The organism is Streptomyces sp. NPDC026538 (genome assembly GCF_055567535.1).
The window spans coordinates 205222-222660 of the sequence record NZ_JBVHQG010000011.1 but is presented as its reverse complement, the minus strand read 5'-3'; the positions used below and the strand labels follow the sequence as shown (position 1 = coordinate 222660).

The 17439-nt window shown below is 71.4% G+C and carries 13 protein-coding genes; 9 read left to right on the top strand and 4 right to left on the bottom strand.

The window, feature by feature from the left end; translation table 11 throughout:
- Positions 1–13 precede the first annotated feature (13 nt).
- The gene (locus tag ACZ4N4_RS36170; RefSeq protein WP_467596828.1) at positions 14–1315 is read left to right on the top strand and encodes a KamA family radical SAM protein; all 1302 of its coding nucleotides are present in this window, start codon (positions 14–16) and stop codon (positions 1313–1315) included.
- Here ACZ4N4_RS36170 and ACZ4N4_RS36165 read toward each other — a convergent pair.
- Positions 1263–2705 carry a cytosine permease gene (locus ACZ4N4_RS36165; protein ID WP_467596826.1) on the bottom strand — a complete coding sequence of 481 codons (1443 nt, stop codon included), beginning with the start codon at positions 2703–2705 and terminating at the stop codon, positions 1263–1265. The two genes, ACZ4N4_RS36170 and ACZ4N4_RS36165, sit on opposite strands and share 53 nt — an antisense overlap.
- A 156-nt stretch (positions 2706–2861) precedes the next feature.
- On the opposite strand from ACZ4N4_RS36165, the gene ureA reads away from it, so the two are divergent.
- From ureA to cimA, 5 genes are all read left to right on the top strand, one after another.
- On the top strand, positions 2862–3560 hold the full coding sequence (ureA, locus tag ACZ4N4_RS36160) for an urease subunit gamma (RefSeq protein ID WP_467596823.1): 699 nt from the start codon (positions 2862–2864) through the stop codon (positions 3558–3560).
- The gene (locus ACZ4N4_RS36155) at positions 3557–5269 is read left to right on the top strand and encodes an urease subunit alpha (protein WP_467596820.1); all 1713 of its coding nucleotides are present in this window, start codon (positions 3557–3559) and stop codon (positions 5267–5269) included. Before ureA ends, ACZ4N4_RS36155 begins: the two co-directional genes overlap by 4 nt.
- A gap of 51 nt (positions 5270–5320) precedes the next feature.
- Complete coding sequence (locus tag ACZ4N4_RS36150) at positions 5321–6358, top strand: agmatine deiminase family protein (RefSeq protein ID WP_467597063.1); 1038 nt, start codon at positions 5321–5323, stop codon at positions 6356–6358.
- Positions 6359–6376: 18 nt separating this feature from the next.
- Positions 6377–6976 carry a TetR/AcrR family transcriptional regulator gene (locus ACZ4N4_RS36145; protein WP_453573434.1) on the top strand — a complete coding sequence of 200 codons (600 nt, stop codon included), beginning with the start codon at positions 6377–6379 and terminating at the stop codon, positions 6974–6976.
- Positions 6977–7333: 357 nt separating this feature from the next.
- Entirely contained in the window at positions 7334–8944 is a 1611-nt protein-coding gene (cimA, locus tag ACZ4N4_RS36140; protein ID WP_453573436.1) for a citramalate synthase, read from the top strand.
- Between the two features lie 56 nt (positions 8945–9000).
- Here the strand turns inward: cimA and ACZ4N4_RS36135 are convergent, their stop codons facing one another.
- Complete coding sequence (locus ACZ4N4_RS36135) at positions 9001–10866, bottom strand: ricin-type beta-trefoil lectin domain protein (protein ID WP_467596817.1); 1866 nt, start codon at positions 10864–10866, stop codon at positions 9001–9003.
- A gap of 126 nt (positions 10867–10992) precedes the next feature.
- Here ACZ4N4_RS36135 and ACZ4N4_RS36130 point away from each other — a divergent pair, with 126 nt between their 5' ends.
- Together ACZ4N4_RS36130 and ACZ4N4_RS36125 are read left to right on the top strand one after the other, a co-directional pair.
- Positions 10993–14007, top strand: coding sequence for a glycoside hydrolase family 3 protein (locus ACZ4N4_RS36130; RefSeq protein ID WP_467596815.1), 3015 nt, complete (start codon positions 10993–10995; stop codon positions 14005–14007).
- 41 nt (positions 14008–14048) lie between these two features.
- Positions 14049–15410, top strand: a complete 1362-nt coding sequence (locus ACZ4N4_RS36125; protein WP_467596813.1) for a hypothetical protein — start codon at positions 14049–14051, stop codon at positions 15408–15410.
- Between the two features lies 1 nt (position 15411).
- Here ACZ4N4_RS36125 and ACZ4N4_RS36120 read toward each other — a convergent pair whose 3' ends face one another.
- On the bottom strand, positions 15412–15834 hold the full coding sequence (locus tag ACZ4N4_RS36120) for a MarR family winged helix-turn-helix transcriptional regulator (protein WP_453573447.1): 423 nt from the start codon (positions 15832–15834) through the stop codon (positions 15412–15414).
- A 62-nt stretch (positions 15835–15896) separates the two neighbouring features.
- Between ACZ4N4_RS36120 and ACZ4N4_RS36115 the strand changes: the two genes are divergently transcribed.
- Positions 15897–16958: an FUSC family protein gene (locus tag ACZ4N4_RS36115; protein WP_467596811.1), complete on the top strand. Its 1062-nt coding sequence runs from the start codon at positions 15897–15899 to the stop codon at positions 16956–16958.
- 10 nt (positions 16959–16968) lie between these two features.
- On the opposite strand, the gene ACZ4N4_RS36110 is transcribed toward ACZ4N4_RS36115, so the two are convergent.
- Entirely contained in the window at positions 16969–17151 is a 183-nt protein-coding gene (locus tag ACZ4N4_RS36110) for a DUF397 domain-containing protein (protein WP_467596810.1), read from the bottom strand.
- Positions 17152–17439 lie beyond the last annotated feature (288 nt).

The window sequence follows — 17439 nt, the reverse complement described above, 5'->3', positions numbered from 1 at the left end:
GGCCCCGCCACACATGTGTTCAGCGCACCACCCCCGTTTCCGCGCCTTCACGCCTCGCGACCTGGACGGTCTGCTGCGGCGGGTCTCCCTGACGGACGATCAGCGGCTGGCGCTGCGGGCGGTCTCCTCGGTCCTGCCGTTCCGCACCAACGCCTATGTCGTCGACGAGTTGATCGACTGGTCGGCGGTGCCCGAGGACCCGGTCTTCCGGCTGACCTTCCCGCAGTCCGGGATGCTGCCCGGGCCCGACGTCCGCCGGATGGCCGGCCTGCTGGCCCGGCAGGCACCGCGGGCCGAGGTCCAGCGCGCCGCCCACGAGATCCGGATGCGGCTCAACCCGCACCCCTCGGGCCAGCTCGACGCCAACGTCCCCGTGCACGAGGGCCGCCGCCTCACCGGTCTCCAGCACAAGTACCCGGAGACCGTGCTGGTCTTCCCGCGCCAGGGCCAGACCTGCCACGCCTACTGCACCTACTGCTTCCGCTGGCCCCAGTTCGTCGGCGAGGCCGACCTGCGCATCGCCACCGACGACATCGCGGCCACGACCGCCTATCTGCGCGCGCACCCCGAGGTGAGCAGCGCCCTGATCACGGGCGGTGACCCGCTGGTCATGAGCACGGAGGTACTGCGCCGCTACGTCGAGCCCCTCCTGGAGACCGACACGATCCGTTCGGTCCGCATCGGCACCAAGTCGCTCGCCTTCTGGCCGTACCGCTTCACCACCGACCGCGACGCCGACGACCTGCTCCGCCTCTTCGAGCGGGTGGTGGCGAGCGGCCGGCACCTCGCGCTGATGGCCCACTTCACGCATCCGCAGGAGCTGCGGCCGCCCGTCGTACGGGAGGCCATGCGCCGGGTCCGTGACACCGGTGCCGTGATCCGCTGCCAGGGGCCGCTGGTGGCCGGGATCAACGACAGCGCTCAGGCCTGGGCCGAGCTGTGGGAGGAGACGACCACCCTGGGCGCGGTGCCGTACTACCAGTTCGTGGAGCGCGACACCGGTCCCCAGGGCTACTTCGGCGTCCCCCTGGCCCGCGGCCACGCGGTCTTCCGGGACGCCTACGCCCGCGTCTCCGGTCTCGCCCGCACCGTCCGCGGCCCGGTGATGTCGGCGATGCCCGGCAAGGTCTGCGTGGACGGGGTCGCCGAGGTGGCCGGCGAGAAGGTCTTCGTCCTGCACCTGATCCAGGCCCGCGACCCCGCCCTGGTGGACCGGCCGTTCTTCGCCGCCTACGACGAGGGCGCCACCTGGTTCACCGACCTCAAACCGGCGTTCGGGGCGAGCGAGTTCCTGCCGGGGCTGGCGCCGGGGTGACCGGCACGGCCGGCCGGCGGGGTGCGAGCGCCAGATAGACCGCGCCGCCCACCAGGCCCGACAGCAGGAAGGAACAGTCCACCCCGCCCGTCAGGGACAGCAGCGGTCCCTCGTACGACGGGAGCGAGACCGCCAGCAGACCGACTCCGGCGCCCAGGGTCCAGGAGAGCGTGGCCCGGAGGTTCCAGCCGGCCCGGTACCAGTAGATCCCGCCGTGCGAGCGGCGGTTGAAGACCTGCAGGGCGTCCGCGTCGTAGACCCCGCGGCAGCGGCGGAAGCCGATGAGGGTGATGACCGCCCAGGGGGTGCCGATCGCCGTCAGCAGGAGCACGAAGGACGTCATCGCGGACTGCGCGTTCCAGGCGTAGTGGCCGACGAAGACGCAGGCCGTGGCGACGATCGCGACGGTGTAGGTGGCACGGGCGCGGGACGCGCGGGGCAGGATCGCGTCCAGGTCCAGGCCCATCGAGTACAGCATCAGACCGGCGTTGCCGACCGAGCCCGCGGAGGCGGAGAGCAGGAGCGGGACCAGGTACCAGGCGGGGGAGGCCGACACCAGCGGGCCCGCGTAGTCCGCTGCCGACCGCGCGGCGTACGCGGTGAACGTGCCGAACAGTTGCGGCACCAGCAGGCCCAGGACCAGGCCCAGCCAGGTCGCGTGCAGGACCCCGCGGGAGGAGTGGCGGGCGGGGGAGATGTAGCGCGTGTAGTCACCGAGGAGGGTGATGAAGGCGACCGGCCCGGACAGCCCCGCCGCGACCGCCGCCAGACACCAGGTCGGCCAGAAGCCGCCCAGCAGATAGCCGCCCGCGTCCGGGAGGGGGGAGGTGGTGAAGTGCGGGGCGTACGCGAAGATCCCGAGGAGCAGCAGGGCGGTCATGCCGACGGCGAGCACCCGGGACATGGCGAGCAGGACGCGATAGCCGTAGACCGCGCCCGCCACCGTCGCCGCCGCGAGCACCCCGTAGACCACGGCGTACGACACCCCGTCCGCGGGCAGCCCGAACAGCCGGTTCAGCACGCCCACCATCACGTCGCCGCCGATCCACACGGTCAGCGCGGTGTAGCCGAGGGCCAGCAGCAGGCCCACCACCGAGCCGACCAGCCGCCCGCGCACCCCGAACTGCGCGCCGGAGGAGGTGGAGAGGTTGGTGCCGGTGCGCAGTGAGACCAGGGCCAGCGGGGCGGTGAACACCGTGCCGACCACCGTGCCCGCCACGATCGCGCTCACCGACGCCCACCAGCCCAGCCCGAAGGACGGCGGCAGCCAGCCGAAGATGATCACGCCGAGGCAGAGGTTGGAGCCGAGCAGGATCGAGACCAGGTCCTTGGGCCCGCTGGTGCGTTCCTCGTCCGGGATGGTGTCGACTCCGCGCTGTTCTATCGGCATGGCTGGTCTCCTTCGACGGCCACCTGAAACGTACGGCTGAGAGTTAGAGCGACGTTCAATGTGGGTGACCAGGCTGTTGATGTCAATGGTTCCCTTCTCGTAATGCGGCATTTAGAGTGGTGCTCTAAGTGTGCGAAGTGAAGGAGGTAGCGGGACGTGCGACTGACCCCCACGGAACGTGACCGGCTGCTGCTCTTCGGGGCCGCCGAGCTGGCCCGCGCCCGCCGCGCCCGGGGCCTCAGGCTCAACGTGCCGGAGGCCACCGCGCTGATCGCGGACACCGTCTGCGAGGCGGCCCGGGACGGCAGGCGGCTCGCCGAGGCCGTCGAGGCGGCCCGCGCGGTCCTCGGCCCGGCCGACGTGCTGCCCGGCGTCGCCGACGTCGTCACCGAGGTGCACGTCGAGGCCGTCTTCGACGACGGCTCACGGCTCGCGGTCGTCACCGACCCGATCGGGGGCGGCGGCCTGGGCGAGGAGGGCCCGGGCGCGCTGCTCCCGGGTCCCGAGCACACCGACCCGGCGGCGGTCGTGCGGCTGTCCGTGACCAACACCGCGACCGTCCCCGTCTCCGTCACCTCCCACTTCCACTTCTTCGAGGCCAACCCGCGCCTCGACTTCGACCGCGCCGCCGCCTACGGCCTGCGGCTCGCCGTGCCCGCCGGGTCCTCCGTGCGCTTCGGGCCGGGGGAGTCGCTGGAGGTCGGCCTGGTGCCGATCGGCGGCGCCCGGGTCGCCATCGGCTTCGCCGGGCTGGTCGACGGGCCGCTGGACGCGCCCGGTGCCCGTGCGGAGGCGCTGCGCCGCGCGGCCGCCTGCGGCTACCTGGGCATTCACGACGAGGAGGCGGACCGATGAGCCGTCCCGGAGGCCACCCGGCCGAGGCCCGCCGGCTCACCCCGTACGAGTACGCGGCCACCCACGGCCCCCGGGCCGGCGACCGGGTCCGTCTCGGGGACTCGGGGCTGGTGATCCGCGTCGAGGACGACTCCCAGCGCTACGGCGACGAGTTCCTGGCCGGCTTCGGCAAGACCGCCCGCGACGGACTGCACCTGAAGGCCGCCGCCGTCCGCGACACCTGTGACGTCGTCATCAGCAACGTCGTCGTGATCGACGCCGTGCAGGGCATCCGGAAGGTGTCCATCGGCATCCGCGAGGGGCGGATCTGCGCGATCGGGCGGGCCGGCAACCCCGACACCCTGGACGGCGTCGACGTCGTGGTCGGCACCGGCACCTCGATCGTCTCCGGCGAGGGGCTGATCGCCACCGCCGGGGCCGTCGACACCCACGTCCATCTGCTGTCGCCGCGCATCATGGAGGCCTCGCTGGCCTCCGGCGTCACCACGATCATCGGGCAGGAGTTCGGGCCGGTGTGGGGCGTCGGCGTCAACTCGCCCTGGGCGCTGAAGCACGCGTTCAACGCCTTCGACGCCTGGCCGGTCAACATCGGCTTTCTCGGGCGGGGTTCGTCCTCGCACCGGGCGCCCCTGGTCGAGGCCCTCGCCGAGGGCGGCGCCTCCGGTTTCAAGGTGCACGAGGACATGGGCGCCCACACCCGGGCGCTGGACACCGCCCTGCGGGTCGCCGAGGAGCACGACGTCCAGGTCGCCCTGCACAGCGACGGGCTGAACGAGTGCCTGTCGGTGGAGGACACCCTCAGGGTGCTGGAGGGCCGCACCATCCACGCCTTCCACATCGAGGGCTGCGGCGGCGGACACGTACCGAACGTCCTGAAGATGGCCGGAGTCCCCAACGTCATCGGCTCCTCCACCAACCCCACGCTGCCCTTCGGCCGGGACGCGGTCGCCGAGCACTACGGGATGATCGTCTCGGTCCACGACCTGAAGACCGACCTGCCCGGCGACGCGGCCATGGCCCGGGACCGCATCCGCGCCGGGACCATGGGCGCCGAGGACGTGCTGCACGACCTGGGCGCGATCGGCATCACCTCGTCCGACGCGCAGGGCATGGGCCGGGCCGGGGAGACCGTCCGCCGTACCTTCGCCATGGCCGGCAAGATGAAGGCCGAGCTCGGCGCCCCGGCCGACGGCCACGACAACGAGCGTGTGCTGCGGTACATGGCCAAGCTGACCATCAACCCGGCGATCGCCCACGGGCTCGCGCACGAGGTCGGCTCCATCGAGGTCGGCAAGCTGGCCGACATCGTGCTGTGGTCGCCCGAGTACTTCGGGGCCAAGCCGCAGCTCGTCCTCAAGTCCGGCTTCCCGGCGTACGGCGTGACCGGCGACCCGAACGCGGCCACCGACACCTGCGAACCCCTGGTCCTCGGACCGCAGTTCGGGGCCCACGGGGCGACCCCCGCCGACATCTCGGTGGCCTTCGTCGCCCAGGCCGCGCTCGATCAGGGCAACGACACGATGCCCACCCGGCGCCGCCGGGTCGCGGTCCGCGGCACCCGCGGCATCGGCCCCGCCGACCTGCGCCTCAACTCCCGTACCGGAGCGGTCGACGTGGACCAGCGCACCGGCCTGGTCACCCTCGACGGCGAGCCGCTGCGCTCGGAGCCCGCCGACTCCGTCTCCCTCAACCGCCTCTACTTCCTCTGAATGCCACAGCCTGTGAAGGACCCCCGCATGGAGCCCCGTATGGACCCCCACCTGAGCACTCCCGCCTCCGACGGCTTCCGGATGCCCGCGGAGTGGACCCCGCACGAGCGCACCTGGATGGCGTGGCCGGGCCCCAACCCCACCTTCGACGACCCGGACGACCTCCGCGCCTCCCGGCTGGCCTGGGCCTCGGTGGCCCGCGCGATCCTGCGCTTCGAGCCGGTGACGGTGGTCTGCGGTCCCGGTCGGTCGGCGGACGCCCGGACGCTGCTCGGCCCGGGCGTCGACACCGTCGAGCGCGAGCTGGACGACGCCTGGATGCGGGACATCGGGCCCACCTTCCTCACCGACGGGCGTGAACTGGCCGCAGTGGACTGGACGTTCAACGGCTGGGGCGCCCAGCACTGGGCCCGCTGGGAGCACGACGCGAAGATCGCCGGGCATGTCTCGGACCTCGCGGGTGCGAAGACGTACGCCTCGAAGCTGGTCAACGAGGGCGGTGCGATCCACGTCGACGGCGAGGGGACCGTCCTGCTGACCGAGACCGTGCAGCTCGGGCCCGAGCGCAACCCCGGCTGGAGCCGCGACGAGGTCGAGGCGGAGCTCCACGGGATGCTCGGCACCCGCAAGGCCATCTGGCTGCCCCGCGGCCTCACCGGCGACTACCCGCCCTACGGCTTCGGCACCCTCGGGCACGTCGACATCGTCGCCGCCTTCGCCCGCCCGGGCGTGGTCGTCGCCCACCACCAGCCGGACCCGGCGCACCCCGACCACGAGGTGACCCGGGAGGTCATCGGCCTGCTCAGGTCCCAGACGGATGCGCGCGGCCGGGCGCTGGAGGTCGTCGAGGTCCCGGCCCCGACCGTCCTGGAGGCCGACGGCCACTGGGCCGACTACTCCTACATCAACCACTACCTCTGCAACGGCGGGGTCGTGCTCTGCGGTTTCGACGACCCGCGTGACGAGACGGCCGCCGGGATCTTCCGCCGTCTCTTCCCCGAGCGGACGGTGACCCTGGTGGACGCCCGTACGATCTTCTCCGGCGGTGGCGGCATCCACTGCATCACGCAACAGCAGCCGAAGATCTAGTAGTACGAGGAGCAGCACATGGCCGGTGGGCGCAGACAGGCCCCGCCCCGCGAGGACGTGCTCGCCGCCGCCATGGACATGATCGCCGACCGCGGCCTGGAGAAACTCACCATGGCCGCGCTCGGCCACGAGGTCGGCATGAGCAGCGGCCATCTCCTCTACTACTTCCGCTCCAAGGACGAACTGCTCCTCCAGACCCTGGAGTGGAGCGAGGGCCGGCTGGGCGCCGAGCGCGGCCGGCTGCTCACCCGCCGCGGCACCGCCCGCGAGCGCCTCGACGCCTATGTCGACCTGTACGTCCCCGTCGGCCACCGCGACCCGCACTGGACGCTCTGGCTGGAGGTCTGGAACCGCTCGCAGAACGCCGACGAGGCCGCCCGCGACCGCCAGGCCGCCATCGAGGGTGCCTGGCACCGCGACCTGGTGGCGCTGCTCGCGGAGGGCATCTCGCGGGGCGAGTTCCGGCCCGTCGACCCCGACCGCTTCGCCGCGCGCCTGCGGTCCCTGCTCGACGGCTTCTCCATCCACGTGGCGATCGGCCTGCGCGGCACGGACCGGGCCCAGGTGCTCGGCCATGTGCGCGAGTTCCTGGAAGCGGATCTCCTCACGGACGCGTGACATCCCGTCGGGCCGGGCAGGAACGGGCCCACGGGACGTCTCGTGATCCATCCACCGTGACGACCGCATCCTGAGACGGTCGGTGAGCCGGGGGCGGGTTGTGCCAGAATCCCCCCGTGCTCTCGTTCGCCATGATTATTGGCAGCAGGCGCGCCGGTCCGCAGTGACCACCACGTACGACCAGGTACGGGTGGCCATCGTCGTCCTCGACCCGCGCGCAGACCTCTCGCACCCGCGAGGGGTTTTTTCGTTTTCCGGCCCACCTTCAGCCGGAAGGCCAGCGCGAGGGACCATGGAGGGACGGTGGAGCCGGTCATTCCGGTACGACCGAGATTCGACATCAGGAGCCTAGTGACCATGACCGAGACGGCAACCAACGAGCTGGACGACTCGTTCCACGTCTTCGACACCACGCTGCGCGACGGTGCGCAGCGCGAGGGCATCAACCTCACTGTCGCGGACAAGCTGGCCATCGCACGGCACCTGGACGACTTCGGCGTGGGCTTCATCGAGGGCGGCTGGCCGGGTGCCAACCCCCGGGACACCGAGTTCTTCGCCCGCGCCCGGCAGGAGATCGACTTCAAGCACGCCCAGCTGGTCGCCTTCGGCGCCACCCGCCGGGCCGGTGCCAAGGCGGCGGACGACCCGCAGGTCAAGGCGCTGCTGGAGTCCGGCGCCCCGGTGATCACGCTGGTCGCCAAGTCCCACGACCGCCATGTCGAACTGGCGCTGCGCACCACCCTCGACGAGAACCTGGAGATGGTCCGCGACACGGTGTCCTTCCTGAAGGACCAGGGTCGCCGGGTCTTCGTCGACTGCGAGCACTTCTTCGACGGCTACCGCGCCAACCCCGAGTACGCCAAGGCGGTCGTCCGGGCGGCCTCGGAGGCCGGCGCCGACGTGGTCATCCTCTGCGACACCAACGGCGGCATGCTCCCCGCCCAGGTCAACGCCGTGGTCTCCACCGTCCTCGCCGACACCGGCGCCCGGCTCGGCATCCACGCCCAGGACGACACGGGCTGCGCGGTCGCCAACACCCTGGCCGCCGTCGACGCCGGTGCCACCCACGTCCAGTGCACGGCCAACGGCTACGGCGAGCGCGTCGGCAACGCCAACCTCTTCCCGGTGGTGGCCGCCCTGGAGCTCAAGTACGGCAAGAAGGTGCTGCCGGACGGCCACCTGCGCGAGATGACGAGGATCTCCCACGCCATCGCCGAGGTCGTCAACCTCACCCCCTCCACCCACCAGCCCTACGTCGGTGTCTCGGCCTTCGCCCACAAGGCCGGCCTGCACGCCTCCGCGATCAAGGTCGACCCGGACCTGTACCAGCACATCGACCCGGAGCTGGTCGGCAACACCATGCGCATGCTCGTCTCCGACATGGCGGGCCGCGCCTCCGTCGAACTCAAGGGCAAGGAACTCGGCATCGACCTCGGCGGCGACCGCGAACTGGTCGGCCGGGTGGTGGAGCGGGTGAAGGAGTACGAACTCAAGGGCTACACCTTCGAGGCCGCCGACGCCTCCTTCGAACTCCTCCTGCGCGCCGAGGTGGAGGGCAAACGGCGCAGTTACTTCCGTGTCGAGTCCTGGCGGGCCATCGTCGAGGACCGCCCCGACGGCACCCACGCCAACGAGGCCACGGTCAAGCTCTGGGCCAAGAGCGAGCGGATCGTCGCCACGGCGGAGGGCAACGGCCCGGTCAACGCCCTCGACCGCGCCCTGCGCGTCGCCCTCGAGAAGATCTACCCCCAGCTGGCCAAGCTCGACCTGGTCGACTACAAGGTCCGCATCCTGGAGGGCAAGCACGGCACCGAGTCCATCACCCGCGTGCTGATCTCCACGTCCGACGGCAGCGGCGAATGGTCCACGGTCGGCGTCGGGGAGAACGTGATCGCCGCCTCCTGGCAGGCCCTGGAGGACGCGTACACCTACGGCCTGCTGCGGGCGGGCGTGGAACCGGCGGAGTAGCCGCGGCGAAGCCGGGGGCTGGGCTCACAGCCCCCGGCTCGTTCCGCGGTACCGCCTTACTGCAGGTGCCACTTCTGGTTCGCGGCGCCCGTGCACGTCCAGATCTGGGCCCGTGTCCCGTTCGCCGACGAGTTGCCCGTGACGTCCAGGCACTTGTTCGCCGCCGTGTTCACCACGTCACCCGTCGAGGCGTTGTACGACCACTGCTGTGCCCCGGTGCCGTTGCAGTCGTACAACTGGACCTTCGCCCCGTCCGCCGTGGAGGCCGAGGTGACGTCGAGGCACTTGCCGAGCGCGCGCACCGACCCGTCGGACTGCACGGTCCACTGCTGGGCCGTGCTGCCGTTGCAGTCGTAGAGCTGCACGGCCGTACCGTTCGTGCTCGAGCCGCCCGCCACGTCCAGGCACTTGCTCGCGAGCCCGACGAAGGCGCCGGTCTGGCTGCCGCCGCCCGACTGGGTGCCGGACCAGGTGAAGGTCGCCGAGGTCTTGCCGGGCAGTGAGTAGGTCGCGTGCTGGGAGCCCCAGTTGAGGGTGACGGTCTTCGCCGCGGACGAGTCGTTGTAGGCGATCAGCGCCTTGGAGCCGTCCGGGTTGCGCCAGGCCACGTTCGGCACGGCGGTGGACGCGGTGGAGGCGATCCGCTGCGCACCGGGCCGGACGAACTTCGTCAGGTGCCCCATCGTGTAGTACTCGACCGTGTAGTCGACGGTCCCGCTCGACCCGTCCCCGTTGTGCACGGTGATCAGCCCGGTGCAGGTGCCGCAACCGCCGTTGTGCGGGCCCATGTTCTGGTCCACGGCCAGCGACCACTTGGTCACCGACTTCGCCCAGTTGCGGGTGTAGTCGATGATGTTGTTCATGTCCTCGCGCTGCTGGTTGGCGATCCAGGTGCCGCCGGAGTGCTCGGTGCCGAAGGCGTCCAGCGTGGGGTACTGGTTGTGCACGGTGGTCTGCTTGTTGATGTCACCGCCGTAGCCGTGCCAGGCGATCCCGCCGAAGTTGGGATGGTTGCGGATCGCCGCGTCGTCGACGCTCGCGGCCGCGTAGGAGTCGTATACGTCCCAGTTCCAGTCGTGCGCGAGGACCTTGGTGGACAGCCCGGCGGCCTGGAGCTTCGGCAGCAGTTCGCTCTTGAGGAAGTACTGCAGGCCCGAGGCGTTCCAGCTCATCGAGGGGTAGCCGGAGCAACAGGTCGGCTCGTTCTGCGGGGTGACGTAGGAGACCTTCACGCCCTGCGCCTGGTAGGCCTGGAGGTACTTCACGAAGTACGAGGCGTAGGCCCCGTAGTCCTCCGACTTCAGCCAGCCCCCGTTGAGCGAGCCGCTGTCCTTCATCCAGGCCGGCGCCGTCCATGGCGAGGCCATGACAGTCAGAGAGGGGTTCAGCTGGAGCGCCTGCTTGGTGAGCGGCACGACGTCCGCGAGGTCGTGGGAGATGGAGAAGCTGTTGAGGTTCGGGTCGGTCTGGCCGGCGGGTATGTCGTCGTACGTGTACCCGTACCGAGCCAGGTCCGAGGCGCCCATCGGATTGCGCAGGAACGACAGCCCGATCCCGTCGGTGGGGGAGAACAGCTTCTTCATGGTGGCGTCCCGGGTGGCCTGGGACAGCGCGCCGCTGCTGTTCATCAGCCAGGCCGCGGTGTCGGTGAAGGACGCCCCGCCGCCGGTGAAGGTCTGGTAGCGGGTGTTCTCGTCGACGGTGATGTTCTCGCCGCTGCCGCCGCTCCCGGACTGGAAGGCGAACGGTGTCTGCGCCTGGAGCCCGCGGGTGACATGGCGCCCGCCGGAGTCGTCGGTGGTGGTGAGGTATGCGGTGACCTGCTCACCGGCGGCGTGCGCGGACGGCACGACCGCGCTGAGGCCGGCCACGGTGAGCAGCCCGGCCAAGAACAGCCGGACCGTGTGGGGGGTGGTTCTCATGGACACATCGCCCTTCCTGACGGATGTCTTGACGGGGGTGCGAGCCGTTAGTTAACTCACGTCGTGATCTAAGCCATGAGTGAACTGTGAGAGCCCTGAGTGAACCAGAGAGTCGAGGGAAGGTCCATGCCAAGAACCGCCCTGCTCGTGTCCACCGCCCTACTCGCAGCCCTGATGCCCCTGTCCGCGGCCCGCGCCGCCGACGACCCCGCCCCGACCCCCGTCGACCGCTTCGAGGGCGAGGTCCCCTTCGCCGCCCAGCCCGCCGAGGGCATCTTCACCTGGGGAGGGGACAGCGACGACCCGCCCGCTCTCCAGTTCGCCGACCGGGCGGACGCCCCCGAGGGCGCGAAGGTGCTCTCCGGGACGTACGACATCAGCGGCTACGGCGGCTTCACCCACGACTTCGCCGCCGCCGAGCCCGCCCACGACTGGTCCGCCCACAAGGGCATCCGCTTCTGGTGGGACGGCCAGGACAACGGCAAGAAGATCAACTTCGAGATCAAGGACGGCGGCGCGGGCGGCGAGGCCTCCGAGCTGTGGACGACGTCCTTCACCGACGACTTCTCCGGCTGGAAGCAGATCGAGATCCCCTTCGGCGACTTCGTCTACCGCACGGACTACCAGCCCGTCGGCGGTATCGACCACGTCCTCGGCCTGACCCAGATGTGGGGCTACGCGCTCACCCTCCCCGTCGGGCTCAAGGGCCGGTTCGCCATGGACGACGTGGAGTTGTACGGCAAGGCCGACCAGGCGCTGCGCGCCTCCGTCACCACCGACGCGGCCGTCTACCCGGTGCGGGAGGGCCGCACGGCCGCGGTGAAGGTCTCCGTCGGCGCCACCGGCTCCGCCCCGCTCGACGAGCCCGTGACCGTCGCCTACGAGACGGCCACGACCGGCACCGCCGACTCCGGCAAGGACTACACCCCGGTCTCCGGCACCCTCACCTTCCCGGCCGGTACGGTCTCCGGGGCCACGCAGACCATCAAGGTGCGCACGCTGAAGGACCGGTCCGGCGAATCGGCCGAGACCATCCCGCTGAAGCTCACCGTCACCGGCGCCAAGGCCCCCGCCGAGACCCCGCAGGTCGTCATCGACGCGCACGGACTGCCGTACCTGGACAGCAAGTTGCCCGTGAAGAAGCGGGTCGCCGACCTCCTGTCCCGGATGTCCCTGGCGGAGAAGGCCGGCCAGATGACCCAGGCCGAGCGCGGTGCCGTGGGCAACGGCGGTGACGTCGCCGCCTACGATCTCGGCTCGCTGCTCTCCGGCGGCGGTTCCACTCCCACGCCCAACACCGCCGAGGCCTGGGCGAAGATGATCGACGGCTTCCAGCTCCGGGCGCAGGCGACGCGGTTCCAGATCCCGCTGATCTACGGCGTGGACGCGGTGCACGGCCACAACAACCTGGCCGGCGCCACGATCATGCCGCACAACATCGGCATCGGCGCGACCCGCGACCCCGGGCTCGCCGAGGACGCCGGCGCGGTGACGGCCGCCGAGGTCCGCGCCACCGGCATCCCCTGGGACTTCGCCCCCTGCCTGTGCGTCACCCGTGACGAACGCTGGGGCCGCTCCTACGAGTCCTTCGGCGAGGACCCCGCCCTGGTGAAGTCCATGGAGACCATGATCCAGGGCCTCCAGGGCCGGGCCGACGGACGTGACCTGAAGGATGACGACAAGGTCCTGGCCACCGCCAAGCACTTCGTCGGCGACGGCGGCACCGAGTACGGCTCCTCCACGACCGGGTCGTACACCATCGACCAGGGCGTCACCAAGGTCACCCGGCAGCAGCTGGAGGCGATCCACCTGGCGCCGTACCAGACCGCGGTCGACCGGGGCATCGGCACGGTCATGCCGTCGTACTCCTCGCTCGACATCCTCGGTGACGGCCAGGGCCCGGTGAAGATGCACGCCCGCGCCGACATGATCAACGGCGTACTCAAGGGCCGGATGGGCTTCGACGGCTTCGTGATCAGCGACTGGAACGCCATCGACCAGCTCCCCGGCGACCACGCGGCCCACGTCAGCACGGCGGTCAACGCCGGCGTCGACATGATGATGGTCCCTTACAGCTACCAGGACTTCACCAAGACCCTGACCGACGAGGTGAACGCCGGCCGGGTCAGCGAGCAGCGGATCGACGACGCGGTCTCCCGCATCCTCACCCAGAAGTTCAAGCTGGGTCTGTTCGAGCACCCGTACGCGGACACCAGCGGCGCCTCGAAGATCGGCTCCGCCAAGCACCGGGCGGTGGCCCGCCAGGCGGCTGCCGAGTCGCAGGTGCTGCTGAAGAACGACAGCGGGGTCCTGCCCCTGAAGAAGTCGCAGAAGGTGTACGTCGCCGGGTCCAACGCCGACGACCTCGGCAACCAGACCGGCGGCTGGACCATCACCTGGCAGGGCGCCTCCGGCACCCACACCACGGGCACCACCATCCTCCAGGGCATGAAGAACGCCGGGGGAGACGTCACCTACTCCAAGGACGCCTCGGCGCCGACCGGCGGCTACGACGTGGGTGTGGTCGTCGTCGGCGAGACCCCGTACGCCGAGGGCGTCGGAGACGTCGGCAACGGCAACGACCTGGCGCTGACCCCGGCCGACCAGGCCGCCGTGGACAAGGTGTGCGCGGCCATGAAGTGCGCGGTGCTGATCGTCTCCGGGCGCCCGCAGCTGATCGGGGACCGGCTCGGCGAGATCGACGCCCTGGTGGCGTCCTGGCTGCCGGGCACCGAGGGCGACGGCGTGGCCGACGTGCTCTACGGGAAGAAGGCCTTCACCGGCCGGCTCCCGGTCACCTGGCCGAAGTCCGAGGCCCAGCTGCCGATCAACGTGGGCGACGCTTCGTACGACCCGCAGTACCCGTACGGCTGGGGTCTGACGACGCTGGCCAAGCCGTCGAAGGGCGGCGAGGCCACCCTGCGGGCGCTCGGCGTCGCGGCGAAGGCCGCGGAGCGGACGGGTGCCGCCTCGGCCGGCCGGAAACTGGTCACCAAGGCGCGACTGCTGGTGCAGGCTGAGATCGGACAGTCGATCACGGCAGCCGTCTCGAAGCCCTTCGCCGACGCCGACCACCTGCTGCTGACCGGCAGGTACGCGGCGGCGGTGGAGAAGCTGACGGAGGCGTACAAAGCAGCATAAGAAATGACAGGTTATGGGGGGTTTCGGGTAAATTGCGGAACATGAAGGCCGTGCTGCGGACCCGGACCCGAAGCCTCCCAGGCCTGCTGCTGGCCCTGCTGGTGATCGCCCTCACGGCGTTCGCTCCGCAGGCCACGGCGGCCACCGGTGTCTCGACGATCGCCGACGCTCTGCGCAAGAGCCCGGTGTACGTCGACCCGGCGGCCGCCGCCCAGCTCTCCACGGCCGAGGCCGACACGCTGGCCCGGCAGATCAAGGACGCGAACAAACCCCTGTTCATCGCGGTCCTGCCGGCCGGCTACCCCACCCAGGACCTCTTCACGGACCTGCGCACCGCCACCGGCATCACCGGTCTGTACGCCGTCCGGCTCGGCGATCGCTTCGACGCCCGCGCCGACTCCTCGGTGCTGCCCCGGACGGCCGTGCGGAACCTGGTCACCAGCGTCCAGGGCGAGACCGCGAACACCCAGCTGACCGACTTCACGAACCGCGCCCTGACCAAACTCGGCGGCAAGGCGCCCGCGACCTGGGGCGGCGGCAGCGCGGACGGCTCCGGCGTCTCCAGTACGGCGCTGATCGCGATCGGCGCGGTGATCGTGGCCGGCGGGGCGGGCGCCTACACCCTGGTCCGCCGCAACCGTCGGCGCCACCAGGAGGAGCAGCGGGCCGCCCTGGACCGGCTCCGGGTGGTCGTGGACGAGGACATCACCGCCTTCGGCGAGGAACTGGACCGGCTCGACTTCCACCCGGCCGAGCCCCGGGCCGATGACGCCATGCGCGCGGACTACGAGCGCGCGCTGAACGCCTACGACCAGGCGAAGCAGTACATGGCCGACGCCCGGAGACCGGAGGACGTGCGGTCGGTCACCCAGGCCCTGGAGGACGGCCGTTTCTCGCTGGCACAGCTCGCCGCCCGCCGCGAGGGCCGCCCGCTCCCGGAGCGCCGGCCGCCGTGCTTCTTCGACCCCCGGCACGGCCCCTCGGTCACGGACGCCACCTGGACCCCGGCCGGCGGCTCGCCCCGCGAGGTCCCGGTCTGCGCGGCCGACGCCACCCGGCTGGCCGACGGCCGCGACCCGGCGATCCGCGAGGTCGACACCGACCAAGGCCGCCGCCCCTACTGGGACGCGGGCCCGGCCTACGGCCCCTGGGCGGGCGGCTACTTCGGTGGCGGCCTCCTCCCCGGCCTGCTCATCGGTACGGCCCTGGGCGGCTGGATGTCCGCCCCCGCCTACGCGGCCGACTACGGCACCGGATACGGCGACTTCGGCACCGGCGGCTATCAGGGCGGCGACCTGTCGGGCGCGGACTTCGACCCCGGGGACTTCGGCGACTTCGGTGGCGGCGGCGGGGACTTCGGCGGCGGAGGCGGGGACAGCGGGGACTTCGGCGGCGGTTTCTGACCTACTCCGCGTCCACCAGCCGCTCCAGCACGGCGGCCGCCAGCGACAGCACCCCGCGCTCGGTCTCGCTCAGCGTCCCGAACGCCTCGGCCAGCCAGGCGTCCCGCTGGTCCATGTCGGCCTCCAGCGCGCGCCGCCCCGCTCCGGTCAGGCTCAGCACGGACTGCCGGCGGTCGGACGGGTCCGGCGCCCGCCCGACCAGCCCCTCCGTCTCCAGCTCCGCGAAGACGCGGGTCAGCGACTGCGGCCGCTGCCGCTCGGCGGCCGCGACCTCGCCGGGCGTGGACGGCCCGTGCCGGTACAGATGGCCGAGCACCGACAGCTGATTGGGACTGAGGCTCCCGTCCCCGCGTTCCTGCCGCAGCCGACGGTTGAACCGGAGGACGGCACGACGGATGCGGGCGGCTTCGGCGAGGTGCTCCATGGGTCAGATCGTACGCGATTACTTACTACCTGCTGACCTGCTTGGCCCGTATCCTCAGTCCAGTGACCCCCAAACTCATACGCAACGCGTACGAAGCCGGGCTGACGATGACGGCCGTGCTGCTCTCCTGGGGAGCCGCGCTGGTGCTGGAGGGTGCCGCCGGGCTGCACACCGATGTGCTGGTCCTCGCGGTCGCCCTCACCCTGACCCTCGCCGCCGCCCAGCGCACCGCCGACACCCGCAGGCGGCTGATGGCGCTGGTGCTGCTGCCCGTCACAGCCGCCGCCTCGATCTTCGTCGGTCGGCTGCTCGCCTCGCACTACGCGGCGGGCGCGGCCGTCTACACGGCCGGGATGGCGCTGGCCATCTGGATCCGCCGGTACGGGCCGGCCGGCACCAAGGCGGGCACGCTGATCGCCCTCCCCCTGGTGGCCCTCCTCGTGGTCCCCGGCCCCGCGCTGCCGGCGGCGGCGCAGAGCGGCCTGGTGACCTGGGGCTGGTCGGCGCTGATCGGGGTGCTGGCATGCGGCTCGGTCTGGCTGGTGCAGGCACTCGGCGACCGCTGCAGCCCCTGGCGCGCGGCCCCGACCCCCGACCCGCCCCCACGCCGCTCGCGTCTCCACCCACGCCCCAGCACCCGCATGGCCCTCCAGATGGCGGCGGCCATCGCAACCGCCTTCGTACTGGGCCGTGTCCTCTTCGACGACCACTGGCCGTGGGCCGTCCTGACCGCGTACGTCGCGGCGAGCGGCAACCGAGGCCGGACCGACGTCCTGCGCAAGGGGGTTGAACGGCTGGCCGGGGCCTGCGCGGGCACACTCCTGGCGACGGCGGTGGCGGAGGCGGGCGTCACGGGCCACACCCCGGTGGCCCTGATGTTCGCCGTCCTGGCCGTCGCCCTGTGGCTGCGCCCTCTCAACTACGCGTACTGGGCAGCCGGCATGACCACGGCCCTCTCCCTGCTCCTCGGCTACTTCGGCCAGAACGCGGAATCCCTGCTGCCGACCCGCCTGGCAGCCATCGCGGTGGGCGCGACCCTCTCGGTGGCCTCGGCGTGGTGGCTGCTGCCGGTACCCCGCAGAAGGACGACGGCACGCCCCGAGGTACGGCCGAGCGAGGCCTAGTCAGGAGACGTCACCTGGTCGTATGCCCGAGGAATGCGGTCCAGGTGGCGGGGGAGACGGTGAGGTGGGCGGCGTCGGGGTTCTTGGAGTCGCGAACGTGGACGGCGGTGGGGTGGGTGGCCACCTCTACGCAGTTGCCGCCTTCACTACTGCTGTAGCTGGACTTGGACCATGTCAGTGCTGCGGTCTTCATGACTCTCCAAGCAGTGGGGTCGTCGACCAGGAAGCCGGCACGCCGCGCCTCAAGGTGGACCGGGACTCCAACACCCCCACATCCGCGAGGCGTTCTACCGCCGGCACCGCAGATCCGTCGGCATGGCCCGCGCTCCGCGTCCAAGCGCTGACAACTGACCTCGAACACCGGGCGCGGTACGAGCGGGGTCTCGTACCGGTCCAGCCTGGTGCGGTCAGTCCGCTCACTCGGTCGGCCGCCGCTTGGAGTTCGTCGGCCGGCACGGAGACGGGACGCGGCCTGCTTCGA

What these genes read in the sequence shown, in the direction of transcription:
- ACZ4N4_RS36120 (WP_453573447.1), bottom strand. Translation starts at nt 15,834, where the DNA reads ATGGAGCACCTCGCCGAAGCCGCCCGCATCCGTCGTGCCGTCCTCCGG.
- ACZ4N4_RS36125 (WP_467596813.1), top strand. Translation starts at nt 14,049, where the DNA reads ATGAAGGCCGTGCTGCGGACCCGGACCCGAAGCCTCCCAGGCCTGCTG.
- ACZ4N4_RS36110 (WP_467596810.1), bottom strand. Translation starts at nt 17,151, where the DNA reads ATGAAGACCGCAGCACTGACATGGTCCAAGTCCAGCTACAGCAGTAGT.
- ACZ4N4_RS36130 (WP_467596815.1), top strand. Translation starts at nt 10,993, where the DNA reads ATGCCAAGAACCGCCCTGCTCGTGTCCACCGCCCTACTCGCAGCCCTG.
- ACZ4N4_RS36135 (WP_467596817.1), bottom strand. Translation starts at nt 10,866, where the DNA reads ATGAGAACCACCCCCCACACGGTCCGGCTGTTCTTGGCCGGGCTGCTC.
- ACZ4N4_RS36145 (WP_453573434.1), top strand. Translation starts at nt 6,377, where the DNA reads ATGGCCGGTGGGCGCAGACAGGCCCCGCCCCGCGAGGACGTGCTCGCC.
- ACZ4N4_RS36165 (WP_467596826.1), bottom strand. Translation starts at nt 2,705, where the DNA reads ATGCCGATAGAACAGCGCGGAGTCGACACCATCCCGGACGAGGAACGC.
- ACZ4N4_RS36170 (WP_467596828.1), top strand. Translation starts at nt 14, where the DNA reads ATGTGTTCAGCGCACCACCCCCGTTTCCGCGCCTTCACGCCTCGCGAC.
- cimA (WP_453573436.1), top strand. Translation starts at nt 7,334, where the DNA reads ATGACCGAGACGGCAACCAACGAGCTGGACGACTCGTTCCACGTCTTC.
- ACZ4N4_RS36155 (WP_467596820.1), top strand. Translation starts at nt 3,557, where the DNA reads ATGAGCCGTCCCGGAGGCCACCCGGCCGAGGCCCGCCGGCTCACCCCG.